The sequence below is a fragment of the Thiosocius teredinicola genome (assembly GCF_002009425.1).
Classification (GTDB): Bacteria; Pseudomonadota; Gammaproteobacteria; order Chromatiales; family Chromatiaceae; genus Thiosocius; species Thiosocius teredinicola.
The window spans coordinates 2,028,391-2,054,488 of the sequence record NZ_CP019936.1; the positions used below are offsets into that span (position 1 = coordinate 2,028,391).

Consider the following 26,098-nt stretch of genomic DNA (forward strand, 5'->3'; position numbering starts at 1 on the left):
CCGTGCGGCCATAAAGGCGCCCGATCGATTCATTTGTCTCCGACGCCGGCGAACCATCGCAGCCCCTGCCGGTCCCATCTTCTAATGCCGCCGGTGCGCTATAGTCCGTGCCTGGTCAATACCAATAACGAGCTGGTCGAGGCGCCACGTGAAATCAAGGTCAGGTTTTTGGGGTGGGGCTCTGGCTCTGTGTGTCTTGGTCGGGCCAGGTCGTGCCGCCGATGGTGCGCCGCCGCCGGCGCCGGTGATTGTCGCCGCGGCACGCAGCGTGCCCTTCGCGGACCGGATCGAAGCACTCGGCACCCTGCGTGCCAACGAATCCGTCGCTCTGACGGCCTCGGTCACTGAAAAGATCAGCGCACTGCATTTCGACGACGGCGATCGCGTGGTGGCCGGCAAGGTACTGGTCGAGATGACCAGCGCCGAGGAGCATGCGCAGCTCAAGGAGACCCAGGCCTTGGTGCAGGAAGCGTCGCGCCAATACCGTCGGGTACAGTCGCTGGCGGTGCAGGGCACGGCGGCGAAATCGTTGCTCGATGAGCGTGCACGCGAATTGGAGACGGCGCGGGCGCGTCTTGTCGCTATCGAATCCCGCCTGACCGATCGTTTGATCAAGGCCCCATTCGCCGGTGTGGTCGGCCTACGCAACATCAGTGTCGGTGCGCTGGTGGAGCCGGGCGATGTCATTACCACGCTCGACGATGACAGTGTCATGAAGCTCGACCTGTCGGTGCCGAGCGTGTATCTGTCGACACTCAAACCGGGCCTGCCGGTTACCGCCACGACCAGGGCCTACGGTGATCGCGAGTTTTCCGGTGAGGTACACAGCGTCGACACCCGCGTCGACCCGGTGACTCGTGCGGTGCAGGTCAGGGTGCTGCTGACGAACGATCAGCGGTTGCTCAAACCGGGCATGCTGATGCAGGTCGATTTGCGCAAAGACGCCCGCCAGGCCATCGTGATTCCCGAGGCCGCTCTGATGCCGGTGGGGCGTGAGCAGTACGTATTCGTGGCCACGCAGCAGGACGACACGCACAAGGTCGAGCGACGCCAGATCCAGATCGGCTCGCGACGCCCGGGTGAGGTCGAGGTGTTGTCCGGCATCGCGGACGGCGATCTGGTGATCACCCACGGGACTATCCGTGTGCGTCCAGGACAGCTGGTTGAAGTGAAAGCGGTCGACGATGGCTCGAAGTCGCTCGGCGACATGCTGGGGGCGAAACCCAAGGTAGGAGTGGCGGAGCAAACGCCATGATCCTGTCCGATGTGTCGGTCACCCGGCCGGTGTTCGCATCGGTCATGTCGTTACTGTTGATCGCTTTCGGCCTGGTTGCCTTCGATCGCCTGCCATTGCGTGAGTACCCGGATATCGATCCGCCGGTGGTATCGGTCGAAACGGTGTATCCGGGCGCCGCTGCCAACGTGGTCGAGAGTCGCATCACCCAGGTGATCGAAGATCGCATCGCCGGCGTCGAGGGCATCCAGTTCATCGAGTCGACCAGCGAGGATGGCCGTTCGGCAATCACGATCGAATTCGATGTATCTCGCGATATCGACGGCGCGGCCAACGATGTGCGCGACCGGGTGTCGACCGTGCTCGACGACCTGCCGGACGAGGCCGATCCGCCGGAGATACAGAAAGTCGACAGCAACGAAGACGTGATCATGTGGCTGAACCTGGTCAGCGATCGCATGAGTGTGCCCGAGCTTTCCGACTATGCACGACGTTATCTGGTCGATCGTTTCTCTGTGCTCGACGGCGTTGCCCGGGTGCGTGTCGGTGGCGACCAAACCTTCGCCATGCGTATCTGGATCGACCGCAAGGCCTTGGCAGCGCGTGGGCTGTCGGTCAGCGACGTGGAGAGTGCCCTGCGTGCCGAGAACCTCGAGCTACCGGCAGGCAGCCTCGATTCGGTCGACCGTCAGTTTACGGTGCGTGTCGCGCGCTCGTTCCGCGACGCCGATGACTTCGCCAAGCTGGTGCTCGCGCGCGGCGACGGCGGCTACCTGGTGAGACTGGGTGACGTCGCCAGGGTCGAAAAGGGCGCCGAGGAAACCCGCACCTTCTTCCGCGGCAACGGTGTGCCGATGGTGGGCATCGGCATCATCAAGCAATCGACGGCCAACACCATCGAGGTTGCCGAGGCAGCCAAGGCGGAGATGGCGCGCATCAACCCCTCACTGCCGCAAGGCATGCAGATCAAGCAGAGCTACGATACCTCGGTGTTCATCAAGGGTGCGATCGACGAGGTGTACAAGACGCTGGCGATCGCGATTGGTCTCGTGGTGTTGGTGATCTTTATCTTCCTCGGCAGCGTGCGCGCGACCTTGGTGCCTGCCGTCACGGTACCGGTGTCGTTGATTGCGACCTTCCTGGTGCTGTGGATGCTGGGCTTTTCAATCAACATCCTGACGCTGCTGGCGCTGGTACTGGCGATCGGCCTGGTCGTCGACGATGCGATCGTGGTGCTCGAGAACATCCACCGCCGCATGGAACAGTATGGCGAGACGCGTTTGGTGGCGGCGTATCGCGGTTCCCGCCAGGTCGCGTTTGCGGTCATTGCGACGACGATTGTGCTGGTGGCCGTCTTCGTGCCGATCGCGTTCCTGCAAGGCGATGTCGGCCGTCTGTTCTCCGAGTTCGCGCTGACCATGGCGGCGGCAGTGGGCTTTTCCAGTTTCGTTGCACTGTCTTTGTCGCCGATGTTGGCGTCGCAGATTCTGCCGCAGGATGCCGGCAAGGCCAGTCTCGCCCGCGGCGTCGACAAGGTGTTCGGCAAGTTGCGCGACGGCTATCTCGCCGTACTCAAAGGCGCATTGCGTGCCAAGTGGGTTGTCGGCCTGGTGTTCGTTGCGATGTTGTTCGCCACCCAATGGCTGATCGAGCAGATACCGGGTGAATACGCACCGAAGGAGGACCGCGGCGCGTTCTTCGTGCTGGTCAACGGGCCCGAAGGTGCATCGTACGAATACATGAAGGAATACATGGACGAGATCGAGCGGCGCCTGATGCCGTTGGTGGAGAACGGCGAGGTCACACGCCTGTTGGTGCGCGCACCGCGCACCTTCAGCAACTTCGAGATCTTCAACAGCGGTATCGTCATCAACGTGCTCAGCGACTGGAACTCACGCCGCTCCGCATGGGAGATCATGGACGACGTACGCGGCAGGCTTGGTGATCTGTCCGGGGTGCGCGCCTTCCCGGTGATGCGCCAGGGCTTCGGCGCACGCATCCAGAAACCGGTGCAGTTCGTGATCGGCGGTGGAACCTATGCCGAACTGGTCGAGTGGCGGGATATCCTGCTCGCCAAGATCGAGGAATCCAACCCCGGCCTCGAAGGCGTCGATTGGGACTACAAGGAGACCAAGCCGCAGTTGCAGGTCGCGATTGACTACGATCGCGCCGCCGATCTCGGTGTAACCGTCGGTGAGATAGGTCGCACGCTCGAGACCATGCTCGGTTCGCGGCGGGTGACGACCTATATCGAAGAGGGCGAGGAGTACGACGTGATCCTCGAAGGCGAGAGTAGCGATCAGCGCACGCCGACCGATCTGAACAACCTGTATGTGCGTTCACAGCGCAGCGGTCAGTTGATCCCGCTGGCCAACGTCGTGCGTCTGGAAGAGGTCGCCGATTCGATCAAGCTGAACCGCTACAATCGTGTTCGCAGCATTACGCTCGAAGCCAACTTGAAGGATGGCGTGTCGCTCGGCGAGGCACTCAGCTACCTCGATAACCTCGTAAAGGAAAACCTGCCGGGTAAGGTAATCGTCGACTACAAGGGCCAGTCGCAAGACTTCAAGGCCACCGCGCAATCGATCGTATTCGTGTTGATACTCGGTGTGGTCGTTGTCTACCTGGTGCTGGCGGCTCAATTCGAAAGCTGGATACATCCCTTCGTGATCATGTTGACCGTGCCATTGGCGATGGCGGGTGCCTTGCTCGGTTTGTGGCTGTCCGACCTGACAATGAACGTCTACAGTCAGATCGGCCTGATCATGCTGGTCGGCTTGGCCGCCAAGAACGGTATCCTGATCGTCGAGTTTGCCAACCAGTTGCGCGACCAGGGAGAGCAACTGCACGATGCCTTGATCGAAGCGACGCGTGTCCGTTTCCGGCCGATCGTCATGACGGGCATCACCACCGCGGCGGGTTCACTGCCGTTGTTGTTGTCGAGCGGGGCAGGGGTGGAAACACGCACCGTGATCGGAACCGTGATTCTCTACGGCGTTCTGGCTGCGACCTTGTTCACCTTGTTCGTCGTGCCGACGGCTTACGAGCTGTTTGCACGTCGTACGGGTTCGCCGAAGCAGATACAGCAGCGCTTGGAAGTAGAGCTTGCGGGAAAAGAGTGAAGTAGAGAGAGCGACCTAGATCACCGCGAGGTTGGCTCACGGGTTTAGCGTTTCACACCCTGTGTATCTATCAGACATCCACCCCGTTTGCGAACCGGTTATAAATGTGAACCGCTTCACAATAAATCATCGATAAATATTGAGTCCGTGATCTTCGAGTAGCACAGTGTTGTGCCATTCACTGTCAGTAATTTTAACAAACCAGTTTCGATCTCGAAGTGCAAGAATTCTAAGGTGTTGTAATAGTTTAAGAATAAAATTCTGGTGTACAAATTGCTTAAACGGCATCTAGATTGAAATGGATAATCTGCAGGAAGGGCTTGATTGATTATGAAAGACCAAACGACTTTCGCGAGAAACCTGGGTTTCGCCACCGGCGCTGCCGTACTGCTATTTGGCGTCGCTCAGGCTAACGCTGCCACGATAGTCAAAGATGCTTCGACCACGGTGTCTGTCCCCGGTCTCACGGGTTTCTCGACTACCGGTGACATGATGGATGGAATGTCGGTCACTGCGACCTTTGCCGGCGGCATTAGCGAGACTTTGGCCTGGGCTGATACGGGTCTGGGTAGCGGTGGCGTCACGGGCTCAGGTTGGAGCCTGACCCAGAGCGGTACCACTTTTGGCGACCTCAGCTGGTCGTTCACCAATTCCGGTGCCGGGTTGCTTACCGGGCTCGTGCTGGATGGAACACCGGGCTTGACGGTCTTCGATACGACGTTCGGTGGAGCATTGGGAACGCCTGGCTCCGACGCAGGTAAAGATTTCGCCACTGACCTTATTGCAGACGCCGCGGTTGTCGCGACCTATTCCAATGTGATCAGTGTCGGCGGTGCCGCTCCGGTGGGTGACCTCTTCCATGTATTGAGTGTTGACTTCACCGGCCTGGTAGCCGGCGGTACAGGGTCATCTTTCCTGATGACCCAGGATACGGATAACGATTCGCGGTTTGGTCAGGAAGTACCGGCACCTGCCACGCTGGCACTTTTCGGTCTCGGTCTTGCCGGTATCGGCTATAGACGCAAGCCGGTCAGAATGGCGTAACGTTTCCATCGCTGTACGACGCAACAGACCCCGCTTCGGCGGGGTTTGTTATGTCCGTAGCTGGCCGACGGCATTTGGTGTGGACCGAATTATATTTCCAGCCACGTGAAGGGTGTTTGTCGACCGTTGGTGCAAGGCCGATGGGAGTGTTTTGGGTGAGCGACCTCCAGCCCGCGGCGCCTACGAGCATCTCGAGAAGAACACTCGTTCACTGTTGTATCGCATGAAACTTCTCTCTTCGTCTGGTCGCTGATTCGTGCGTAGTCGTGCCTGACTAGGCTGCCGGCGTGGTCGTCTGTATCACAAGGTAGGCCGTGTAGGCGACGTATGCGACCAACAACGACACACCTTCGAATCGATTGATCCGGCCCTGGCCGCGAAACCCGTACGCCATCACCAGCAGGACCACCGTGAGCAAGAACATGCTCAACCAGTCGCGTGTCAGCACCTCGGGCGCGATGTGAGGCATCGGTTCAATGGCGCCGGCGATGCCGACGACGGCCAGCAGGTTGAACATGTTCGAACCGACGACGTTGCCGATCGCAATGTCGTGTTCTCCCTTGCGGGCGGCAATGACGGATGCCGCGAGTTCGGGCAGCGAGGTGCCGAACGCGACGATCGTCAGGCCGATCACCAGATCGCTGATACCTAGTGCATGGGCGATGTTGACCGCACCCCAGACCAGGATACGTGAGCTGACGATCAGCAGCAGGAGTCCTGCGGCCAGCCAGAACAACGCCTTGCCCAAGGGCATGGCGTGCGTCGTCAGCTCCTGATCCATTTCGTTGGCGAACGCGTCTTCGCGGTGGCGCATGCCCTGGTGGATGGTCCAGCCGATCAGGGCGAAAAAGGCGGCCAGAAGGCTCCAAGCATCGGCGCGCGTCAGGTCGCCGTCCCACATCAAGGCTCCGGCCAGCAGGCTGATGGCGAGCAGCAGTGGCAGTTCGCGGCGGACGATATTCGAGTTCACTGCAATCGGCGCGATCAGCGCGGTCACGCCGAGGATCAGGCCGGTATTGACGATGTTCGAACCGACGGCATTGCCGATCGCGAGGTCCGGATTGCCGTCCAAGGCGGCCATAGCAGAGACCACCATCTCCGGTGCCGAGGTACCGAAGCCGACGATCACCATGCCGATCAACAGCGATGGCATGCCCGCATGTTTCGCGGTTGCCGCCGCACCCTCGACGAAACGGTCGGCGCTCCAGATCAGCAGCGCGAAGCCAGCGGCGATAGCGAGAGAGGCAAGGAGCATTTGGGTAACAGCAACCTGTAAGTTGATCAGTGGGTGCGCAGGTGGCCCGGCAGGCCGAGCGCGTGGTGCAAACGGATCGATCGCATTGCGTACTTGGCGCGACGCAGTCGGGGAAGACACATAGGGAGTACTCCTGGCGGGTGGCGCAAAGACTCAGGTCGCGACATCAGCCCACCTGACCTGAATGTCGCGTACCTTGAGTCTGGTCAATCCCGGTTGGGACATGGCCGCCACGGGATCGTACCCGGAGACTGTTGACGTCCATCTCAGCGTGGCTGAGCGACTACGCCCTCAAGAAGTGGCGCAGATGATACGGCTCGGCCGACGAAGAAGGCAATTGTCCGTGATCGAAATGTGCGCCCATAGGGATTTCGTCCAAGCGCCAGATCAGTCCTTCTTTTTCAGCAGCGCTTCCAGGTCGGCAAAGGGCCGGTGGGTAGTTTCCGTGTTCGCAGTGCCGCCGGCACCCGGTGTACGTCCCGACGCCATGGCCGCCATGTGCTCTTCGTATTTCTGATGTTCGTTGTCGTGGCAATACAGGCACAGCAGCTCCCAATTGCTGCCGTCCGGCGGATTGTTGTCGTGGTCCATGTCTTTGTGATGCACGGTCAATTCATGCAGATTGGCCCGGGTGAACGTCCGCGCACAGCGACCGCATACCCAGGGAAACAGCTTCAGTGCCTGCTCACGGTATCCCGCCGCGCGTTCTTCGCTGTTGCGGCGCGCATCGGCCACGACCTGGTCGAGCTTGGCAGTGTCGATGGGGCGACCGTTTCGACCGCTCCCTGATGGTTGCTGAGCCATGCTGTGTCTCCCGATGATCTGCACTAATGAACCCTTCGTGTGCCTATTTGAACTGATTTCGCGGTGACGCACACGTGGGTTCTGCCGCCGCCCCGCAACGCGTGCGTGTCGCTGTACGAGAGGGCGTCGTCAGAGCATTCCATGACGCCCGGCAGGCAGCAAAGCGCACCCGACAAAGGATGTTATAACGTAACGTTTTTCTGGTACGCTATCGACGTGAACTCCGCTGCCGTCTCTCTCAAGCCGCCTGTCATGAACAAACGGCGCCGCGTATTGCTGGCGTGCCTGCTATTTGCCGCGCAGTTTGTCTCTCAACTGCATGTGCTCCAGCACCTCGAGTCGGCAGATCACGACGAACCCGACGGCGAGGTCTGTGCGTTGTGCATCATTGCCGCAGCGACTGATCAGGCCGTGATGCATTCTGCCGTTCCGGCGAATAATTCGGCCCACCACCCGCATCCGGTGTTCATTGGCGGCGAACGTCCGGCCGTCGCATCGCTATCCGCCTACCAGGAACGCGCACCTCCACCCAACTCTTCGATCGCTTAGACCTTCTTGTCTTTTGCCCTCTCGTCGAGAGAGGCGATACGTAGTGCATTGGAGAAACACAAATGACACGAACACTGGTGAACGCCGCCGTCTTGGCCGCGTTGAGCATTCCCATGAGCGCATGGTCGGCCGAGTCGGACGATATCGCTGAATTGAAACGCATGATCGAACAGATGAAGCAGCAGCATGTGCAACAGCTTCAGTCACTCGAACAACGCGTTCAACGTGCAGAAGAGCGTGCCGCTGCGGCCGAAGAGGCTGCACAGGCGACGCAAGGCAAGGTTGCAGCAGTCGAGGAGCAGGTGCAGGCTAAGCCGCGCGCCGGCGACAACAGCTTCAATCCTGCGATCAGCCTGGTTCTTCAGGGTGGGTTCGCTGGGTACTCGCAGGACCCGGAGGAATTTCATTTCGAGGGCATGCCGCTCGGCGGCGAGGCTGGGTTGATCGATGAAGGCCTGGCACTTTGGGAGACAGAGCTGACGGCGTCGGCCAACATCGACAACCTGTTCTTCGGTCAGGCAACGCTTGGCCTGCATACTCACGACGGCGAGATCGAGGTGGATGTCGAGGAGGCCTTTGTCGACACCCTGTCGTTACCGGCCGGACTCGGCCTGCGCTTCGGGCGTTTCTATTCGGCTGTCGGTTATCTCAACGAGCACCACACCCACGCGTGGGATTTTGCCGATGCGCCACTCGCCTACGAGGCATTTCTCGGTGGTCAGTATCGCGATGACGGCGTTCGTGCGAGCTGGGTCGCGCCGATCGATGCCTTGTTCGTCGAAGTCGGTGCAGAAGCGTTGCGCGGCGACGCTTACCCCGGCGGCGGCAATGACGGTGATTTCGGTGCCGTGCGCAACCTTTTCGCCAAGGTCGGAGGCGATATCGGCGATGACAGCAGCTGGCAGGTCGGCGTGTCGCGGATGAACGTCGATGTGCGTGAGCGCTCGGCTGGTGGCCATGCGCATGAGCATGGCGGCGACAGCCCGGTGTTCAACGGCGATTCCGACCTGACTGTTTTCGATGCCGTATGGAAAACCAATTTCAGCGGCGAACGGGCACTGATCCTTCAGGGCGAATACTTGCTGCGTGACGAGGACGGGCAGGTTGCATTGAGTGAAGGTGCCGGCGACGCACTGTTCAACTACGACGGCGAGCAGGATGGCTGGTATTTGCAGGGGATCTTTCAGTTCAACCGCCAGTGGCGGGCCGGCTTGCGCTACGACCGGCTGAGCGCAGACAACGACCTGGTGATGGTCAGCAATACGACGGGTGAAGCGGATAGCGATATCTTCGAGGAGTCAGGCTACCAAAATGGCGATCATGACCCGCATCGCTGGGCCGCGATGGTCGATTGGTCGCCGAGCGAGTTCAGCCGATTGCGCCTGCAGTATGCGCGCGATGATTCACGCGAAGAGACCGACGACCAGGTGATGCTGCAATACATCATGACGCTCGGTGCGCACGGCGCGCACCGTTACTGACGCCGGGGGACATGTCTATGCGTAACAACAGACTCTCGATGTCGGTACTGCTCGCGTTGCTCCTCGCCGGTACCGCACAAGCGAAACTCAACGTCTTTGCCTGCGAGCCCGAGTGGGCCGCATTGGTGAAAGAGCTGGCCGGTGACGAGGCGAGCATCTTCGCCGCAACCCACGCGGGTCAGGACCCTCACCATGTGGAAGCCCGACCATCACTGATCGCCCGCCTGCGCTCTGCGGACCTTGCGGTATGCACCGGCGCTGAACTGGAAACCGGCTGGATGCCGATGGTGCAACGGCGCGCGCGCAATCCGAAGGTGCTGCCGGGTCAGCCGGGCTACTTCGAGGCAACCGATGCGGTGACGCTGTTGGAAAAACCCGCCGAACTCGACCGCGCCGAGGGAGACGTGCACGGTGACGGCAATCCCCATGTTCAACTCGATCCGCGCCGAATACTCGAGATCGCCAAGGCATTGTCGGCACGGCTGCAGCAGATCGATGGTTCGAACAGCACGCTGTACCGGCGGCGCTTGCAGGACTTTGCAGCGCGCTGGCAGGCTGCTCTCAGTCGTTGGCAGGGTGACGCGGGCGCACTGCGGGGCAGGCGCGTCGTCGTACATCACCAGGAATGGACTTACCTGTTGGATTGGCTGGGTATGCAGCGCGTCGGCTCGCTCGAGCCAAAGCCGGGCATTCCGCCCAACATGGCGCATTTGGCACAGCTCAAACAACAGCCGGCAGACTTGATTGTGCTGTCGCCGTTGAACGACGAAAAGCCCGCCGAATGGCTAACGTCGCAAACAGGAGTACCTGCGGTCGTGCTGCCTCAGACCGTCGGCGCCGTATCTGGGAGTGACGATCTGTTCAGCTTGTTCGACACGATCGTGCGCCGGCTCAACGACTTGGAACATCGATGAATGCGTCCGACTTCGCATTGCTCGGACCGCCCCTGATCGCAGGGGCGGTCGTGCTGAGCACCCACGTGCCGTTGGGCCGGCAGGTGCTGGCCCGAGGCATCATCTTCATCGACCTGGCGATCGCGCAACTCGCCGGCCTGGGCGTGATCCTCGTCCATGTCATGTTCGATCAGCCTGGGGGCTCCACCGTGCAATTCGCCGCGTTTCTCGCGGCGCTCGGCGGTGCATTGATGCTGCGCTGGGCCGAGCGACACTGGCCCGGTGTGCTCGAGGCCGTCATCGGGGTCGTGTTCGTCTTGGCGGTGAGCGCTGCGTTGCTCATGCTCGCCAACGACCCGCACGGCGGCGAGCGCTTGAAGGAGTTGCTCGCAGGTCAGCTGCTGTGGACGACCTATGACGATCTGTGGCTGCCGGCAGTTGTCTCGCTGTTGATCCTGGGCGTATGGAAGACGGTCGATGTCGCGCACAGTCCCACCGTGTTTTACGCATTGTTTGCGCTGAGCGTCACGCTGTCGGTACAACTGGTTGGTGTTTACCTGGTGTTCGCGAGTCTGATCATTCCTGCCCTGGCAACACGCGGTCGGCGCGGGTCGTTCGCAGCGTACAGCGTAGGATTGGCCGGATACCTGCTCGGTCTGTTCGGCTCCCTGATGACAGACTTGCCGACTGGCCCGAGCGTGGTGTGGGCAATGGCGACGGTGGCCTTGGCGTCTGCATTCCTTCGACGAACCAAGCCACAGACTTCGAATTAGTCGCAGCTGTGCTCAATCGAAAACAAGCGATACGGCGAGAACGCGACTTGGTAAAGGGTGGTTTTTCTGTTTCACCGCAGGATCGATTTGCGCTGGATTCGGACGTGACATCATTCAGCGTCTCTCTATATTCGAAACGAATGAACTATCGATCTTTGTCTAGGTTTCTATAGCTTTTGAGTTTTAGTTAATCTGGATTAGTGAGATTTCCAAGCAATCGTAGGTGCTTTCGTTCAGAGTAAAAAACCGGTTAGCCATCGTTGATTCAATAAGAACCGAAAACGCCAAACCGGAGGACACGGCATGTCGAAGCTTCTGCGTTCGACTGCAGTGGTGTTGTATGCACTGGGGTCACTTTTCTCATTTTCCAGCGTTGTTCTAGCAGAGGAGACGGTACGCAACGTATCGTCGGAAGTCTGTCAGAGCTGTCATAAAGATATCTATCGTCAATGGAAGGGTTCCATGCACGCGCAGAGTACGGCGCTGGCGGACCCGATTCATGCCACCTTCTACAAGAAAGTCGTCGGCGACCCGTTGGCCGATGGCGTCAAGATGAAGAACGGCAATTTCCCGGTTTGTCTGCAGTGTCATGCGCCGAATGCGGCGCTCGAAAATGCGACCAAGCTGGATACCAAGGTGTCGTACCAGGAAGGCGTCAACTGTGTCGCTTGCCATACCTTGAAGTCATACAAGGGCATCAATGCACCGGGCGGTAAGTTGCGGCTGGGAATGAAGGCCTATGAAACGGTCGACAACCTGCAAGGGCCGGCCGGTTTCACGCATGGGTTGCAAGAGCTGACCGCATCGAATGACATGTTCGGCGGGGCCGGCAGCAACGACGACAGCAAGCCGAATCCACATCTTGGTGAAGGCGTGACGCTTGAAGGCAAAGACATCCCGTCGCTGCCGTTGGAGGCGAATGCCGGGCTGCTCAAGTCGAATGGCGCCTGCATGGGGTGTCACGACAAGCGCAACAACGCCCACGGTGTGCCTTTGTGTGCGACCGGCAACGAGTATATGGTCAGTAAGAGTGATGTGACCTGTCAGTATTGCCACATGCCGATGGTCGACAACTCGGCCGATCACAGCATGGGTGGCGGCCATGATGGCGGCATGCTCAAGCGCAGCATCGTGTTCACGATGGATGCGAAGAAAGACGGCGGCAAGGTGCTGGTCGAGGCAAAGCTGAAGAACCAGCAGCCGCATGCACTGCCGACGGGTGCGCCGTTCCGCAACATCGTGTTCAAGCTGGCTGCCTACGATGAGCAGGGCAACAAGGTATGGGAAAGCTCGCCCGAGCACCCGGCGAAAGACGATCCGCAGGCCTACTTCGCTTACCTGCTGTCGGACGATGCAGGCAAGGACGCGATGCCGCCGACGGCGACCCAGCTGGGAGCGGATACCCGTCTGCGCCCACACGAGGAGCGGACCCTGTCGTACGAGATTCCCGCCGACAACGTGGCGCTCGTCAGGGGCGAGGTGCACTACAACCTGCTGTGGAAGGTCCTGGCCGACCAGTTCCAACACCTGCCAGAAGACCTGAGATCGCCGCGCACGATTGCGGTCGCCGAAACGCGATTCTGATCGTCGTAGTGGCGGAGGGGCGGGCCGTTGTGTGGACCCGCCCCTTAAAGGTCTCGATCGATGTCTTCAGTTCAGGTTGTCAGTCGCTATGCGTAGCCTAATTCGTTTCCTGCCCATTGCCTTGCTGCTCGGCGCCGGCAGCGCCTGGGGCGCCAAGGTCACACTCAGCCCCGACAATTGGGGTGATCCGGCTGGCGAAGAGTGCGTCAGTTGTCATGCCAAGTCGTCGGCCGGCATCACCAAGCAATGGAAAGACAGTGCCCATGCCGAGGCCGGCGTGAACTGCATGGACTGCCATCGTGCGCAGGCCGATGATCCGGATGCCATCACTCACGAGGGGGCAACGATCGCGACGGTGGTCTCACCGAAAGACTGCGGTCGGTGTCATACCGTCGAAGAGGAAGAGCAGCGCGGGTCGGTGCATGCCGAGGCGGTGTCGGTAATCGCCGAGCGCATGCCGGCGATGGTCAACAATGTTGCCGGTGCGGCGATTGAAGCAGCGGGCTGTGCGCAATGTCATGGTTCAACCGTCAAGCTCAAGGCCGATGGCGAACTCGACGCGAGCACCTGGCCGAATTCCGGTATCGGTCGGATCAACCCGGACGGCTCGCGAGGGTCGTGCTCGTCATGTCATGGGCGGCATCGCTTTTCGAAAGCCCAGGCGCGCGCCCCGGCGGCCTGCGTGCGTTGTCATTCCGGTCCCGATTCGCCCGACAAGGAGGTATTCGAGGCCTCCAAGCACGGCATGGCATTCGTTGCCGGTCGCGACGACATGAACCTCGACAGCGAACACTGGATTGCCGGCAAGGACTATGACGCCGCACCGACCTGCGCAACCTGCCACATGGGTGCGGCCGGCAAGCTGCCGGCGACCCACGATGTGGGCATGCGCAACGCGTGGAATCTGAACACGCCGGTCTCCGAACGCCAGCATCTGATCGTGTTCGGTGATGGTGGCAAACGCGAGCTACCCGAGTCGATCAAGGCGCCGGGGCGTGGCAGCAAGATGCCGAAACTCGACGGTAGCGAGGGCGAGGTGAAGATGGTTGCCACGCCGCAGCGGCGGCGTCAGGCAATGACCTTGGTGTGCCGCGAGTGTCACGGCAAGAATTTCGCCGAGGCGTTCATGCAGCAGTTCGATGATGTGGTCGAACTCTACAACGACAAGTTCGGCAAGCCGGCTCAAGCGATCATGCGCGAGCTCTATTCACAAAAGAAGCTGACCGCGACGCCGTTCGATGAACCTATCGAGTTCACCTATTGGGAACTGTGGCACGACGAAGGTGCCAGGGCGCGGCACGGTGCGGCGATGGCCAGTCCGAATCATGCCTGGTGGGAAGGCATGTATGTGGTCGGGCGCAATTTCTATGCGCGTTTTCTGCCGCAGGTACGTGAAGTGGCGGGTGAGTCGGCGGACGAGCTGATTGCGCGGCATCTCGACGATGCGACGGGCCATGAGTGGCTGAAAGCGCCGAACCAGCGCAGTCCGATTCTCGGTGTGGGCAACGCACAGGTCGGCAATGAGTAAGCGGCGTTTCACATTGTTGCCGGAGTTTGTCACGCGACACGTGTTGTTCGCGATGGCGTTCGGTGGCGTGGCCGGCATCGGCTTTATGGTGTTTCTGATCGAGTTCGATCATCACACCAGTACCGAGAGTTTCTGCACCACCTGTCATTCGATGGAGATATCCGCCGAGGCTTATCGCGAATCGAGTCATTACCAGCCCGAGTCGGGCGTGCGCGCCAGCTGCGGCGACTGCCATGTATCGCCAGGCGTGTTTGCGGCTACCTGGGATCACTTCATCGGCAGCAAGGACTTGTTCAACCAGATCTTTGGTCCGGACTACGACGACCCGGTGATCAACGCCCTGCATCTGCCCGAGGCGGCGTTCAGCGCGCGCGAGTGGTTTCGCAAGAACGACTCACGCACCTGTCGCCGCTGTCACGCGCAGGAGGCGATCGTCGGCAAACGCGCCGATACGCTGGCGATCCATCAGGAAGAAACCGACGGCAAGACCTGCGTCGACTGCCATATCAATCTGGTGCATCGCAAGGTGCCTGAACAGGCGACGTTCAAACGCGAGGCGTGGAACCGAATGATCGAAAAGGAATTCGGTCTCGAACCGGGCAAGGCCGATGAACTGCTTGCGGAATGATGCGGGCGAGGGGACCGAGACATGAAACTGCTGATCCTCGGATGTAAGACGTTGCGCGAAGGTGTGGTTGTGTCGGTGATCTTTTTTATCGCCGGTATCCTGCTGACGCTGGCGGCGTTGTACGTCGTGCCGACCTGGTTGCACATGAACCACGTGGTGCTGTTGCTCGGGTTTGTGCTGCTGTTGGTGGCGCCGATCGTATTGCTTTCGACGTTCCTGCTCTCCGTCTTGCCGGGCGTCGAGCAGAACACGGACCAATGCGAACGCTGACCGCCCCGCGAACGCGGGGCGTATCGGCGGCCGGTGTTATCGCCGGCAGAGCTCGAGCTGACGGGCGGCGCCGGGCAGCAGGCTCAGCAGTGTCGTGGCGGCGATCAGGGTGGGACTGAGCACGATCGCCAGCAGGCCGATGCCGCTGAATGTCGTGGCCAGTACCGGAAGGTCGGCGCCGAACAGCAGACGCGGTGCCTGGAGCAGGATGCCGAGAACGAACAAAACGCCGGCCGTACTCACGGCAAGGCGCAGATTTTTACAATTAATCAGTGACATAGCAGCCTCCTGAATACCACTGGGGCTCATTTCTAAGATAAGCGTATTAGCAAAAGCTAATAAATGCAACCGCAATGAGACGCTGGCCCCGAAGGTCTCGCAGCGGGACAACCCCGCCCGTTGGCGAATCCCCGGGCCGAATGTGACCGACATAGGAGGCGCGCATGAGAAAGGTCGTTTTCCTGGTTATCGTCCAAGGTGCGCTATTGTTGAATCTTCCCGTTTGGGCGCAAGGACCGCAGACCACGGCGGACCACGCCAAGTTCGAGGAACTCAACGGCCCGTTTGCCGACGGGCCGTCTGTCACCCGCGCCTGTCTCGGATGTCACACTGAGGCCGCCAAGCAACTGCACAAGACCACGCACTGGACCTGGGCCTTCGACAACGCGCTGACCGGAGAGCGCCTGGGCAAGAAGAACGTGGTGAACAACTTCTGCGTGGCGACGGCGAGCAACTGGGCGCGTTGCACCAGCTGCCACATCGGTTATGGCTGGAAGGACGACAAGTTCGACCTCGCCAGGGAGGATGCCGTCGATTGCCTTGTCTGCCACGATACGACCGGCAGCTATCGCAAGTTTCCGACCGATGCCGGGCATCCGAACTACCAGGCGAAACAATGGCCGCCGAAGAAAGGCAAGCTATGGCAGCCGCCGGACCTGGCAAACATCGCCCAGCATGTCGGCAAACCCACGAGAGACAATTGCGGCAGCTGTCACTTCTACGGTGGCGGCGGTGACGGCGTGAAACACGGCCACCTCGATTCGTCGATGCACAGACCCGACCATGCCACCGACGTGCACATGGATGCGAGCGGCCTGAACTTCAGTTGCCAGACCTGCCATACCGCGGGCGGACACGAGATCGCCGGTAGCCGCTATGCGCCGCAGGCTGCCGATACCCAGGGTATCGATATACCGGGTAGAACCGACGGTAACCATGCGACCTGCGTTTCTTGTCATGGCGACGCGCCGCATGGTGATCAGCAAAATGCCAAGCTCGATCAGCACGTCAGCAAGCTGGCCTGTGTGACCTGCCATGTGCCCGAGTTCGCGCGAGGCGGTAGAAAGACCAAGATGTGGTGGGACTGGTCGACGGCCGGGCGCAAGGACCAGCATGGCAAGCCCTTGGTGATCAAAGACAGCGACGGCTACGCCACCTATGACTTCAAAAAGGGCGACTTCGAGTGGCAGGCGAACGTCGTCCCGGAATATCGCTGGTTCAACGGCGAGGTGCGCTATGCCCGCATCGGTCAGACGATCGACGATTCGGCCGTGGTGCCGATCAACCGGATCGAAGGCGGTCCGGATGATCCTCAGTCACGTATCTGGCCGTTCAAGGTCATGCGTGGCCGCCAACCCTACGATACGCAGAACAAGGTACTGGCAGTGCCACATCTGTTCGGCAAGGACGATGAGGCCTATTGGAAGAGCTTCGACTGGGGGCGGGCGATCAAGGCCGGACTCACGGCCGTCGACCAACCGTTCAGCGGCGACTACGACTTCATCGAAACCGAGTACTACTGGCCGATCACCCACATGGTCGCTCCCAAGGAGCAGGCATTGGCGTGTGATCAATGCCATCGCCGCGATGGTCGGCTGGCGAACATCGATGGCCTGTACATGCCGGGCAGCGACCGGTGGGAATGGCTTGACCTGATCGGTTGGCTGGCAGTGCTCGGCACACTCGGCGGCGTCTCATTACACGGTGCGGCGCGTATGGTCGCTGCACGCAAGCGGAGGAAAGGCTGATGGCACGCACTTACCTGTATTCGCGCTTTCTGCGGTTCTGGCACTGGGCGCAGGCGCTGCTTGTGCTGGCCTTGTTGATCACCGGCTTCGAGGTGCATGGCAGCTTTGTGCTGTTCGGCTTTGAACGCGCTGCGGACTATCACTGTAACGCCGCGTGGACCTTGCTGGCGATCTGGTTCCTCGCCTGGTTCTGGCACCTGACCACCGGCGAGTGGAAACAGTACATTCCGTCGCCGCTGCATCGGATCATCGCGATGATGCGCTATTACGGACTGGGGATTTTCAAGGGCGAACCACACCCGTTTCATAAGTCGCAGTGGCAACGGCACAATCCACTGCAGCGCATGGCCTACCTGTCGTTGCATGTCCTGATCGGGCCGGCTGTATGGATTTCCGGGTTGCTGTATATCGCCTATCCTTACTGGGACGAGCGCGGCCTGCTGGGCTTCGGCCTCACACCCGTGGCAGTAGCGCATACCGCGGCCGCGTTTCTGATGTTGGCGTTTCTGGTTGTACACCTTTACCTGGCCCTGACAACGAGTGAAAAGCCGTTTGGGTATCTGAAAGGCATGGTTACCGGATACGAAGAGACACACGACGAATCACTACAGCCGTCATCCAGAGGGGGAGATGTATGACACTGACTGAGATCACTGAAGACATGATCTTCGACTGTTTCGCCGCCGCACAACAAGCGGCGGACGGCAAAACGACTGCTACGTCGTTTGTCGATGTCGAAGAGTACGAAAACCAGATCATGTATCCGGAGTTCGCGCGCTGGGCCAAAACCGCCGGCTATCCTGAACTTGCCAAGTTGTTTTTGAAAGTGGCCGGTGAAGAAAAGCTGCATGCCGTCTGGTTGCGCGAGTTGTATGCCGACATCGGTACGCCTGAGCGTGGAGAAGACACCCAGCGGGCGATTGATGCACTGACCAAGATCCGTGAGAACTGCGATGCCTTGATCGCGATGAACCGTGACGGCGTGATCGAAAAAGCGCTGAGCGTGGCCATCTCGGTCGAGGAGCGCGAATACCGCGACATCTACCCGCGTTTCCGTGACGATGCGCTGGCCGCCGGTCGCGACGAAGAGGCCGCGGTCTATCAGCGCGTGGTCGATTCCGAGGCACAGCATGCCGAGTGGTTCCGCGATGCGTTGGCGGCGTTCCGCGCTTCACAAACATCGGCGATGCTGCAACCAGCCTGACAATCCAGTGCTGTCGGCGGTGAGGCCAGCACCTTCACCGCTGATGGCGTTGTAACCGCGCGGCTGGTTTCTTTCCCGTGTGGCGTTTCATCTCGACGCGCACTGTGTGCGAGTCGGGATCGACGCCTTGGGCATGTTTGTTTGCATCGGGTATACCCGCCATAGGCCGGATCGATGTCGCGCGCCTCGTGTCTGCTGCTCACAAACGCGCGGGGCCTTTGTCGGCCTGGGCGATAGCAGAACCCTTTCAATCTGCCGAGTGCACACAACGTCCCCACTTACTGCCACCGGCTGCGTGCACGGGCACGATAGAGTAATCGTGACTTCCGTATCCGCGGGGTGTGAAGATCACGCTCCACACCTGGCTCGTGTGTTTCACGTTGGCCTGGCTCGTTACCCAGTAGATGTCCCAATCGTAGTAGGTGCTCGGAAACACGGCTGTGTAGGCAGTCTCCGAGTGGTTGCGGAAATCCAGTAGCGAGGCCAGCTCCTGCACCGTGGGGAGACGCCAATTGCTCAGGCCGCCAAGTGTCAGTCCTTCACAATAGGGACCAACGTTGGAGGGATTTTCATCGGCGTCTTGTTGCCAGATCAGTGATCGGGCGAGGTCAGTTACGGTGCCGTCACCATTGTTCCTGAATGCCGGCCCAAGTCCTTTGCCACCTCGCACGCAGCGGGCGAAGGTGCCTGCATATTGTTCGTCGGTTCGGCGCGTGTACATCTCACCGCCAAAGAAGTTCACGACGACGGCGTAGGGTTCGTCATAGCCCCAGAATGACGACCAATGCGTGGTGCTCGTCCAGTAGTCGCGGGTCGTGTTGATTTGATCCGGGCTGGTCCCTGCCTTGGTTTCAGGAAAGGCTTGTACATCAATCGCGGTTTGCCCGGGCGGCGATTGATCGTATTTGACAAGGCTAAGCAGCTCGAAAGCATCGGGCAGGCGCCAGTCGGTCGCGCCACCCCAAGACAGGTCACGACAGTATGCCTGCGCATCCATCCAGCTCAGCCCGGCGTGTAGATCCTGCCCGCGCTGCCATTCGAGCCCAGTCGAAAGGTCCTCGACGGTTTTCTTGTGGATGAGATAGTTGCCGGGCGCGGCAACCGGCAGGTCAGGGTCGAACTTACCCCCACTGGAGTCTTCCTTGGGTGCTATCGAATAGGTGTTCGATGGGTTGAGTGCCGTTGCGTTTTGATCGCCTTTGGTGAACACCTGCGGTTCGATGGCCGAGGCAGACAGCGAAAAGACGGTGAACACGATTGATAAAGCAGCGTGCCAAGTCCTGTTCATTACGATTTTCCTTGTTCGAGATATTCGAGTGGGCTCGTGGGTGAGGTAGCCTTAGCGCTAAGTGCTATCCAATGCGCACAATCGCACGGGCTTTTGCGGACAGTTGAGCAACTCGCGTGCCACGTCACTACTTGGTGATGCGGTCGCGCCGGAGGAGCGCGTCATCTTGTCTTGCCGGGATGCGACATCGAACATCGCCGAATCACCTCGAAAGCCCTGGTGTTGCTACAGCAGCAAGGGCGAAGCGCTCGCTTGTCCTTTGTTGCACGCGCATCGATCTCCATCGGCGCAATGCCACTTCCGACCGGCTTGGATATGAACGTTAGAACCAGGAATCACACATAAACGGCGGGACGCGTACAACGTTTGCGCACTTGGTGTTTGTTGCCGGGCAACAAATGCCGTAGCGGCCACCAGAACGGACATCCTGGCTCACGTGGCGCGGGTGGATTCGGCAAGTCCAACAGGCTCGGCGATCCTAGACTTTGACGATCGAAGGCTTTTCAACGCGCGGTAGGCTTTTTCATCGCATCGCGTTTCATTTCCACGCGGACAGCCAATGAGCCCAGCCCGACACCTTGCGGGTGGTTGTTGGCGTCCGGTACGCGGTTCAGCAGTTTGGTCAATGCCGCAGGCGTTTGTCGGCCATCGAGGGTTTGCAGATACCCGTCGACGATGGGTGCCACTTGGTTGGCCGGTTCGTCGACAAATTCGATCCGGTACTGCGTGATACCGGCAGAGTTCAGTTCGGATAACACGGTTGCCGCGCTCTGCGCAGCGGCGTTGAACACGGTGTTGCGACAACCGATATCGGCGAGTACCAGATGATCTCCGCCTTGCGGGTCGCGAACGTGTACTCGATGTATCTCGCATGGGCGACCACAATCGCGGTAGCTGTCACCGCTTGATAGAAAGCGTGCAAACAGACAGTACTCGGTATGGAAGATCGGCAGGTGGTGGTGCACGATAATCTCGAGCCGATCACGCAGTTTGGCTGGCAGGCCGCGTGCCAGCGCAGCGATCTGCTTGCTGTTGAGGTCATGGGTTAGGCTCAGCCGTTCGAGGCCGTAGTCGAACAGGTGCATGGCACTTAGCACATTGGCCGCGTTGAGCGAGAAGTCGCCATGCAGCGGCGGAATGCGCGTCTCGCCGTCGTCGAGCAGGGCGCCAGGGCCGCCCAGAGCGTGCAACTGCCACAGCAGCCCGGCCGACCGTACTAGCAGGGCGTCGGGTTCGAGACGACAGTAGTAGCGCCACAGACGTTGTTCGCCCGGCTTGAAGATGCGCGGCGCCGCCACGATCAATCGGCGCCCGGCATCGCGCACCAGCAGGCAGGCCTCTTTCAGGCCATGCACCTCGAGAAAGTCCAGAATGATCTCGTCGATGTCGGTCAATTCGAGTGTCGCCTCGACCTGTGCCTTGGTTCGGCACAACAGACTCAGCCGTGTGTGCGGGGCGGCTGCAGTTGGTCCGGTTGCGGGCAGCAGGTGTGGCAACTGCGTTTCGCGCGCGACGTCGACGGCACGCTGATGTTGACGGCGACTGTCGAGGAGTTGCTCGACCAGGTGCCGACGTAGCGACTTGATATCGCCGATCGGCAGGAACAGGCCGTCGTCCAAATTGATGTCGAGCCGTTCGATCGTGAAAGGGGTGTCGCCCAGTGTGCCGATCGCCTGGCGAATCCGGTCGGCATCGAGTGGGCTGCGCGTTGCGGTCTCGAGCGGATTGTCGGTAGAGCCCTCGGCGCTATTCCCGTCACGATCATGCATGCGCACGTGCAGAGGCTCGCCGGCACGACCGCTGATATCGATTTCGACCGCTACCGGTCGCTTTGCCAGCCGGGGGTCGAGGAGGGTATTGCCGTCCATCGCACTGTCGCGTGTGCGCCAGATCAGGTTGCCGGGCTGTACGCGGTCGAGTCTGAAGTCGTCGCCAAAGCGTAGTTCGACCGGCCCGCAATCGAGCTCGTCGGTGCGCGATTCGCCGTGGTCGTCGATCACGTGATGCACGTTGCCACCGAACTCCTTGTCTTCCGGGCGGCCGCGATCGAACACCACGCCATCGCCGCGTTTGATCGGTCCGCTCAGCTGGGTGCGAATGCCGCGTGCGGTCAGTGCCTGTACCTCGCCGACGAATACCCCGCGGTGGCGTGGGTTGCGTCCAATTACCAGCGATTGGTGATGCGGGCCGTCGAGAAAGCCGGGTGTGAGCCCGTCGGCGGCACGGTTCTGGCCGCGCGAGAACACCTGCGCAAGATGCCGTCGGCGGGTGGGTTCAAGCGGGCGGTCGTTGCCGACTGCAGCGTTGACCTGCAGATCGTTCCAGATCGCGTCCAGGGTGTCGCGATAGGCGCTGACGGTCGCCAGCACATACTCCGGGCCTTTCAGGCGCCCCTCGATTTTGAAGCAGCTGACGCCGGCGCGTACCAGTCTCGGCAACAGCTCCAACGCCATCAGGTCCTGTGGCGAGAGCAGGTAGCGTTCGTCGCCCTGCTCACGCAGCTGGCCGTCGACGACCAATCCGTACGGCAGGCGACAGGCCTGGGCGCACTGGCCGCGGTTGGCCGAACGCCCGCCCCATGCCTCGCTGGAAAAACATTGGCCGCTGTAGCTGACACATAAAGCGCCGTGCACGAAAGCCTCGATCTCGAGGTCGCAGTCGCGCACGACGTCGGCGATTTCGTCGACCGACAGCTCCCGGCCGATGACGACGCGCCTGAAGCCGAGGTCGCGGGCGAACGCGACGCCACCGGCATCGGTAATCGACATCTGGGTGCTGGCGTGCAGCGGCAGGTTCGGGGCGACCGCCTGCGCGAGCCGCGCGATGCCGGGATCTTGCACGATCAACGCATCGACACCCGCGCGTGCCGCATCGGCGATCATGGCCTCGGCGGCGCTGAGTTCTTCGTCGAACACCAGGGTGTTGAGCGTGAGAAAGCCTTTGACGCCGCGCTCGTGCAAGAACCCCATCGTTGCATCGAGTTCGGCGGAGGAGAAAGAGGCAGCGCGCACGCGCGCGTTCAGGCCGCTGTCGAGACCGAAATAGACCGCATCGGCGCCGGCCCAGACGGCGGCCTCAAGCTGTGCCCGTCCACCGGCCGGGGCCAGGAGCTGGGGTTTGGTGCGAAGTGCAAAAGGGGCGCCGCTCGACATCCGCGCATTCTCGCAGAATCGGCCGGATCGAGCGGCAGGAAAAAGACGCTTTTTGTCGGAAAGCCGGGTTTCGAGGAATCAGTTATGGCCGGCGAGCCGGGTCGCAGCGGCAGCGATGATACGGTCCTTGTCGGGCTTGGGGCGGCAATCCCAGGCGTCGATCTCGTTGCTACGCGCCCACGGCGGATTCCAACGGATGTTGAACCATGCCAGCAGTATGTGCGGTGCCACCACCAGGGCGATCAGCGTGACCAGCGACATCAGCGGCAGGTCGGCGACCGACTCGTAGGGCGCGAGTTGGCCATACAGTTGAAAGGCGAAATACACCAAGGGTGCGTGCAGGACTGCGATCAGGGCAGAAACAAGAACTTTGTGAAAAACGGCAGGTGACATTTCTTATAACTCCGTCATACATCCTGGCGGACTTAGGTCACACTAAGTCGCCGTTACTGAACGAAATTATCGCCCGCCGTCACAACTTCTTTAAGTTAGGAATTGTGCTCCCTTCAGGTAGAAAAGCGTTCCGGAAATAGTAGATTAACGCGTGGAATTTTAAGTTCTAAACAGTAAAGAGAATCCGCTGATCACCAGCAGAATGCTGACCGCGACCTGGAAGCTGCGTTGGCTGATATTGGTGTGGATATGCCCGCCGATGTACAGGCCGATGCCCATGACGGGCAGCGCCAGGGCGGCGAGGATCATCCAGTCGCGATCGAAGAACCCACCGGCGAGATAGCCGGTCAGACGGCCCGCGCCGTCCATAAGAAAGATGGTGGCGAAGGTGGCGCGGAACTGGGTCTTGGGCAGACTGCGGTGCTTCAGATAAACGACGTAAAACGGGCCGCCGGTGCCAAAAAGCGTGCCGACCAATCCACCGAGCGAGCCGGCCGGCGCCGCCCACAGTTGCGATGCCGGTTTACCGCCGTCGTTGACGAACAGCGAATACAGGGCATACAGCAGGACGAACACGCCGAGTGCATGGCTCAACGACACCGGGTCGACCGTCTTGAACAGGTACAGGCCGGCCAGCACGCCGAGCAGCGAGAACGGCAGCAGCGGCAGGATCTCGCGCCACTGGATGTGCGCGCGATCTTTGAGTCCATGGCTTGCCGACGCCACATAGTCGAGAAACACGACCAATGGCACGACCAGGGTCAACGGTAACACCAATGCCAATAGCGGTATGGCGATCAGGCCCGAGCCGAAACCGGCGACACCGCGCACGAAGTAGGCGACACAAAGCACGACGGTGCCAAATACCCAATACGGCAGAGAGAGTGATTCCAACAACAAAAGAGGAAAGCCCTTGCTTTATTAGGGCCGGACACCGCAAGAAGCTGCGATGCCGACGCGGTGCTGATAATGACTAGCCGGGCAATTGTGCTTGCCTCTAACCAGCGGTATTTGTCTGGGCACTGTTTTTTTATGGCGCTATTTCATCGATTTAGAATCGATTATGCAACCTGATTATTTTCTTCTGAGTCTTTTTGTTCTTGTTCGCGGCGCCGCCGATGTTGATCGCTCGCGACCGGTCTTGTCGGCTGTCTTCAAGACGCTTTATGCGCCAGTTCTATCATCTCGAGGGCGTGTCGCCGGGTTTGGTCGGTGATGTCGACGCCGCCGAGCATGCGCGCAATTTCGTCGACCCGCGCCGACGCATCCAAGGAGTCGATACGGGTTTCGGTTGTCTTGCCATCGGTCATCTTGTGCACACGAAGCTGCTGATGCGCCTGGGCTGCGACCTGCGGCAGATGCGTCACACATAACACCTGGCGTTCGCCGCCCAAGCGGCGTAATAGCTGGCCGACAATCTCCGCGACTGCGCCGCCGATGCCGACATCGACTTCGTCGAAGATCAGCGTGGGTACCGGGCCGCAATTCGCCGTGGCCACCTGGATGCACAGGCTGATGCGCGACAACTCGCCGCCCGACGCGACCGCCGATAGCGGCGCCAATGGCTGACCGGGGTTGGCGGTTACCTCGAAACGTAGCTGGTCGAATCCGCTAGCACTTGGCCTGTCGCGATCGGCGGTGCAGGTGACCTCGAACTTGCCGCCTTTCATCCCCAGGGTCTGCATGCTCTCGGTGACCACCTTGGAAAGCTGTTTGGCGGTCTTCTTGCGTGCCTTGCTGAGTTTGTCTGCGTTGTCGAAATAGGTCTTCTGCAGTTCTTCGATCTGGGTTTCCAAAGCGCGCAGATTGCTGTCGGCGTTGTTCAGCGTCTCGGCTTCGGTGCGCAACTGATCGAGAAGTCCAACCAGTTGTTCCGGCTCAACCCGATGCTTGCGTGCCGCGTCATGCAGGCGGCCGAGCTGATCGTCGACGGCCTGCAGGCGTTCGGGATCGAGTTCGACCCGGTCCTGGTAGTGGCGCAGCGACGACAAGGCCTCGTCGATCTGGATGCCGGCCGATTCGAGCAGTTCGCGCGTCTCGCCGAGGCTCGGGTCCAGGCGCGAAAGATCGTCGAGGATGTGCGCAGCGCGCCCAACGATCTGCTGAACCGACTGTTCCTCATCACCGAGCATCGCGATCACCTGGTCGCTGTCTTTCAACAGCTGTTCGGCATGCGCGAGGCGCGCCTGTTCTTCCTCGAGTGACTTGAGTGCATCGCCTTCGCAGGCGATGGCTTCGAGTTCGGCGATCTGAAACGACAGGTAATCCAGGCGGTTCGCGCGATCTTCGCCGGCTTTGCGCAGCGCGTCGTATTGTTCTTTGGCGGCGCGCCAGGTCTGGTATTGCTGGGCGACGTCTTTGACCTGCTTGCGTAGACCGCCGTAGGCATCGAGCAGCGCACGTTGCGCCGCGGCATGCAGCAGCGACTGGTGGGCATGCTGGCCGTGGATGTCCAACAACAATTCACCAAGTTCGCGCAGGCTGGCGAGCGGTGTTGGCGTGCCATTGATGTAGGCGCGGCTGCGGCCATCGCGTACCAGCACCCGGCGTAGCAGACACTCGCCATCGGCGGCCAGATCGTGTTCATCCAACCACCGCAGCGCTGCGCTGCCGGCCGCCGGTTCGAAGGTTGCGCTGATCTCTGCCTTGTCGGCGCCGGCGCGGATCAAGCCGTTGTCGGCCTTGTCGCCCAGCGCAAGGCCGAGCGCATCGATCAGGATCGATTTGCCGGCGCCGGTTTCGCCGGTCAGCGTGGTCATACCATCGCTGAACGCCAGGTCGAGCGAGCGCACGATCACCAGGTTGCGGATGGTGATACGGCTCAACATGGCGTGGCCCAAGCGTCCCGGCGCTTTGAAGTTGGACGGCT

Annotated in this window: 22 protein-coding genes; 14 read left to right on the forward strand and 8 right to left on the reverse strand. The window is 60.5% G+C overall.

What is annotated here, in order from left to right; translation table 11 throughout:
• Positions 1-196 precede the first annotated feature (196 nt).
• The 3 genes from B1781_RS09765 to B1781_RS09775 all read left to right on the forward strand — a co-directional run bounded on the left by B1781_RS09765 (position 197) and on the right by B1781_RS09775 (position 5,400).
• On the forward strand, positions 197-1,255 hold the full coding sequence (locus B1781_RS09765) for an efflux RND transporter periplasmic adaptor subunit (protein ID WP_334223944.1): 1,059 nt from the start codon (positions 197-199) through the stop codon (positions 1,253-1,255).
• Entirely contained in the window at positions 1,252-4,356 is a 3,105-nt protein-coding gene (locus B1781_RS09770; RefSeq protein ID WP_078119492.1) for an efflux RND transporter permease subunit, read from the forward strand. The genes B1781_RS09765 and B1781_RS09770 overlap by 4 nt, the downstream gene beginning before the upstream one ends.
• 330 nt (positions 4,357-4,686) lie before the next feature.
• Positions 4,687-5,400: a PEP-CTERM sorting domain-containing protein gene (locus B1781_RS09775; RefSeq protein ID WP_078119493.1), complete on the forward strand. Its 714-nt coding sequence runs from the start codon at positions 4,687-4,689 to the stop codon at positions 5,398-5,400.
• 274 nt (positions 5,401-5,674) lie between these two features.
• Here the strand turns inward: B1781_RS09775 and B1781_RS09780 are convergent, their stop codons facing one another.
• Both B1781_RS09780 and B1781_RS09785 read right to left on the reverse strand, forming a co-directional pair.
• Positions 5,675-6,655 (reverse strand): calcium/sodium antiporter, encoded by a 981-nt coding sequence (locus B1781_RS09780; protein WP_078119494.1) that lies wholly within the window; start codon positions 6,653-6,655, stop codon positions 5,675-5,677.
• Positions 6,656-7,042: 387 nt separating this feature from the next.
• Positions 7,043-7,459 (reverse strand): YajD family HNH nuclease, encoded by a 417-nt coding sequence (locus B1781_RS09785; RefSeq protein ID WP_078119495.1) that lies wholly within the window; start codon positions 7,457-7,459, stop codon positions 7,043-7,045.
• 252 nt (positions 7,460-7,711) lie between these two features.
• On the opposite strand from B1781_RS09785, the gene B1781_RS09790 reads away from it, so the two are divergent.
• The 8 genes from B1781_RS09790 to B1781_RS09825 all read left to right on the forward strand — a co-directional run bounded on the left by B1781_RS09790 (position 7,712) and on the right by B1781_RS09825 (position 15,165).
• A complete protein-coding gene (locus B1781_RS09790) occupies positions 7,712-8,008 on the forward strand; it encodes a hypothetical protein (protein ID WP_078119496.1) in 297 nt (98 codons plus the stop codon).
• A 62-nt stretch (positions 8,009-8,070) separates the two neighbouring features.
• A complete protein-coding gene (locus tag B1781_RS09795) occupies positions 8,071-9,489 on the forward strand; it encodes a TonB-dependent receptor (protein WP_078119497.1) in 1,419 nt (472 codons plus the stop codon).
• Between the two features lie 17 nt (positions 9,490-9,506).
• Entirely contained in the window at positions 9,507-10,403 is an 897-nt protein-coding gene (locus tag B1781_RS09800) for a metal ABC transporter solute-binding protein, Zn/Mn family (protein WP_334223945.1), read from the forward strand.
• The gene (locus B1781_RS09805; RefSeq protein ID WP_078119499.1) at positions 10,400-11,155 is read left to right on the forward strand and encodes a metal ABC transporter permease; all 756 of its coding nucleotides are present in this window, start codon (positions 10,400-10,402) and stop codon (positions 11,153-11,155) included. Before B1781_RS09800 ends, B1781_RS09805 begins: the two co-directional genes overlap by 4 nt.
• Positions 11,156-11,458: 303 nt before the next feature.
• Entirely contained in the window at positions 11,459-12,739 is a 1,281-nt protein-coding gene (locus B1781_RS09810; protein ID WP_078119500.1) for a multiheme c-type cytochrome, read from the forward strand.
• An 88-nt stretch (positions 12,740-12,827) separates the two neighbouring features.
• Positions 12,828-14,267: a multiheme c-type cytochrome gene (locus tag B1781_RS09815; RefSeq protein ID WP_078119501.1), complete on the forward strand. Its 1,440-nt coding sequence runs from the start codon at positions 12,828-12,830 to the stop codon at positions 14,265-14,267.
• A complete protein-coding gene (locus B1781_RS09820; RefSeq protein ID WP_078119502.1) occupies positions 14,260-14,895 on the forward strand; it encodes a cytochrome c3 family protein in 636 nt (211 codons plus the stop codon). The genes B1781_RS09815 and B1781_RS09820 overlap by 8 nt, the downstream gene beginning before the upstream one ends.
• Before the next feature lie 21 nt (positions 14,896-14,916).
• Positions 14,917-15,165 carry a hypothetical protein gene (locus tag B1781_RS09825; RefSeq protein WP_078119503.1) on the forward strand — a complete coding sequence of 83 codons (249 nt, stop codon included), beginning with the start codon at positions 14,917-14,919 and terminating at the stop codon, positions 15,163-15,165.
• Between the two features lie 36 nt (positions 15,166-15,201).
• Here the strand turns inward: B1781_RS09825 and B1781_RS09830 are convergent, their stop codons facing one another.
• Positions 15,202-15,444: a hypothetical protein gene (locus B1781_RS09830; RefSeq protein WP_125932000.1), complete on the reverse strand. Its 243-nt coding sequence runs from the start codon at positions 15,442-15,444 to the stop codon at positions 15,202-15,204.
• Between the two features lie 164 nt (positions 15,445-15,608).
• Here B1781_RS09830 and B1781_RS09835 point away from each other — a divergent pair, with 164 nt between their 5' ends.
• Genes B1781_RS09835 through B1781_RS09845 form a run of 3 tightly spaced genes read left to right on the forward strand, consistent with a single transcriptional unit; the run spans position 15,609 to position 18,396 of the window.
• The gene (locus tag B1781_RS09835) at positions 15,609-17,192 is read left to right on the forward strand and encodes a tetrathionate reductase family octaheme c-type cytochrome (RefSeq protein WP_078119505.1); all 1,584 of its coding nucleotides are present in this window, start codon (positions 15,609-15,611) and stop codon (positions 17,190-17,192) included.
• Positions 17,192-17,830, forward strand: coding sequence for a cytochrome b/b6 domain-containing protein (locus B1781_RS09840; RefSeq protein WP_078119506.1), 639 nt, complete (start codon positions 17,192-17,194; stop codon positions 17,828-17,830). Before B1781_RS09835 ends, B1781_RS09840 begins: the two co-directional genes overlap by 1 nt.
• Positions 17,827-18,396, forward strand: coding sequence for a ferritin family protein (locus B1781_RS09845; RefSeq protein ID WP_078119507.1), 570 nt, complete (start codon positions 17,827-17,829; stop codon positions 18,394-18,396). The genes B1781_RS09840 and B1781_RS09845 overlap by 4 nt, the downstream gene beginning before the upstream one ends.
• Positions 18,397-18,643: 247 nt before the next feature.
• Here B1781_RS09845 and B1781_RS09850 read toward each other — a convergent pair whose 3' ends face one another.
• The 5 genes from B1781_RS09850 to recN all read right to left on the reverse strand — a co-directional run bounded on the left by B1781_RS09850 (position 18,644) and on the right by recN (position 26,057).
• The gene (locus tag B1781_RS09850; RefSeq protein ID WP_078119508.1) at positions 18,644-19,684 is read right to left on the reverse strand and encodes an Lcl C-terminal domain-containing protein; all 1,041 of its coding nucleotides are present in this window, start codon (positions 19,682-19,684) and stop codon (positions 18,644-18,646) included.
• Positions 19,685-20,187: 503 nt separating this feature from the next.
• A complete protein-coding gene (locus tag B1781_RS09855; RefSeq protein ID WP_078119509.1) occupies positions 20,188-22,836 on the reverse strand; it encodes a U32 family peptidase in 2,649 nt (882 codons plus the stop codon).
• A 78-nt stretch (positions 22,837-22,914) separates the two neighbouring features.
• Complete coding sequence (locus B1781_RS09860) at positions 22,915-23,229, reverse strand: hypothetical protein (RefSeq protein WP_125932001.1); 315 nt, start codon at positions 23,227-23,229, stop codon at positions 22,915-22,917.
• Between the two features lie 159 nt (positions 23,230-23,388).
• Positions 23,389-24,126, reverse strand: coding sequence for a sulfite exporter TauE/SafE family protein (locus B1781_RS09865; RefSeq protein ID WP_164513325.1), 738 nt, complete (start codon positions 24,124-24,126; stop codon positions 23,389-23,391).
• Between the two features lie 257 nt (positions 24,127-24,383).
• Complete coding sequence (gene recN / locus B1781_RS09870) at positions 24,384-26,057, reverse strand: DNA repair protein RecN (protein WP_078119512.1); 1,674 nt, start codon at positions 26,055-26,057, stop codon at positions 24,384-24,386.
• Between the last annotated feature and the right edge of the window lie 41 nt (positions 26,058-26,098).

What these genes read in the sequence shown, in the direction of transcription:
- B1781_RS09770 (WP_078119492.1), top strand. Translation starts at nt 1,252, where the DNA reads ATGATCCTGTCCGATGTGTCGGTCACCCGGCCGGTGTTCGCATCGGTC.
- B1781_RS09775 (WP_078119493.1), top strand. Translation starts at nt 4,687, where the DNA reads ATGAAAGACCAAACGACTTTCGCGAGAAACCTGGGTTTCGCCACCGGC.
- B1781_RS09780 (WP_078119494.1), bottom strand. Translation starts at nt 6,655, where the DNA reads ATGCTCCTTGCCTCTCTCGCTATCGCCGCTGGCTTCGCGCTGCTGATC.
- B1781_RS09785 (WP_078119495.1), bottom strand. Translation starts at nt 7,459, where the DNA reads ATGGCTCAGCAACCATCAGGGAGCGGTCGAAACGGTCGCCCCATCGAC.
- B1781_RS09790 (WP_078119496.1), top strand. Translation starts at nt 7,712, where the DNA reads ATGAACAAACGGCGCCGCGTATTGCTGGCGTGCCTGCTATTTGCCGCG.
- B1781_RS09795 (WP_078119497.1), top strand. Translation starts at nt 8,071, where the DNA reads ATGACACGAACACTGGTGAACGCCGCCGTCTTGGCCGCGTTGAGCATT.
- B1781_RS09800 (WP_334223945.1), top strand. Translation starts at nt 9,507, where the DNA reads ATGCGTAACAACAGACTCTCGATGTCGGTACTGCTCGCGTTGCTCCTC.
- B1781_RS09805 (WP_078119499.1), top strand. Translation starts at nt 10,400, where the DNA reads ATGAATGCGTCCGACTTCGCATTGCTCGGACCGCCCCTGATCGCAGGG.
- B1781_RS09810 (WP_078119500.1), top strand. Translation starts at nt 11,459, where the DNA reads ATGTCGAAGCTTCTGCGTTCGACTGCAGTGGTGTTGTATGCACTGGGG.
- B1781_RS09815 (WP_078119501.1), top strand. Translation starts at nt 12,828, where the DNA reads ATGCGTAGCCTAATTCGTTTCCTGCCCATTGCCTTGCTGCTCGGCGCC.
- B1781_RS09820 (WP_078119502.1), top strand. Translation starts at nt 14,260, where the DNA reads ATGAGTAAGCGGCGTTTCACATTGTTGCCGGAGTTTGTCACGCGACAC.
- B1781_RS09825 (WP_078119503.1), top strand. Translation starts at nt 14,917, where the DNA reads ATGAAACTGCTGATCCTCGGATGTAAGACGTTGCGCGAAGGTGTGGTT.
- B1781_RS09830 (WP_125932000.1), bottom strand. Translation starts at nt 15,444, where the DNA reads ATGTCACTGATTAATTGTAAAAATCTGCGCCTTGCCGTGAGTACGGCC.
- B1781_RS09835 (WP_078119505.1), top strand. Translation starts at nt 15,609, where the DNA reads ATGAGAAAGGTCGTTTTCCTGGTTATCGTCCAAGGTGCGCTATTGTTG.
- B1781_RS09840 (WP_078119506.1), top strand. Translation starts at nt 17,192, where the DNA reads ATGGCACGCACTTACCTGTATTCGCGCTTTCTGCGGTTCTGGCACTGG.
- B1781_RS09845 (WP_078119507.1), top strand. Translation starts at nt 17,827, where the DNA reads ATGACACTGACTGAGATCACTGAAGACATGATCTTCGACTGTTTCGCC.
- B1781_RS09850 (WP_078119508.1), bottom strand. Translation starts at nt 19,684, where the DNA reads ATGAACAGGACTTGGCACGCTGCTTTATCAATCGTGTTCACCGTCTTT.
- B1781_RS09855 (WP_078119509.1), bottom strand. Translation starts at nt 22,836, where the DNA reads ATGTCGAGCGGCGCCCCTTTTGCACTTCGCACCAAACCCCAGCTCCTG.
- B1781_RS09860 (WP_125932001.1), bottom strand. Translation starts at nt 23,229, where the DNA reads ATGTCACCTGCCGTTTTTCACAAAGTTCTTGTTTCTGCCCTGATCGCA.
- recN (WP_078119512.1), bottom strand. Translation starts at nt 26,057, where the DNA reads ATGTTGAGCCGTATCACCATCCGCAACCTGGTGATCGTGCGCTCGCTC.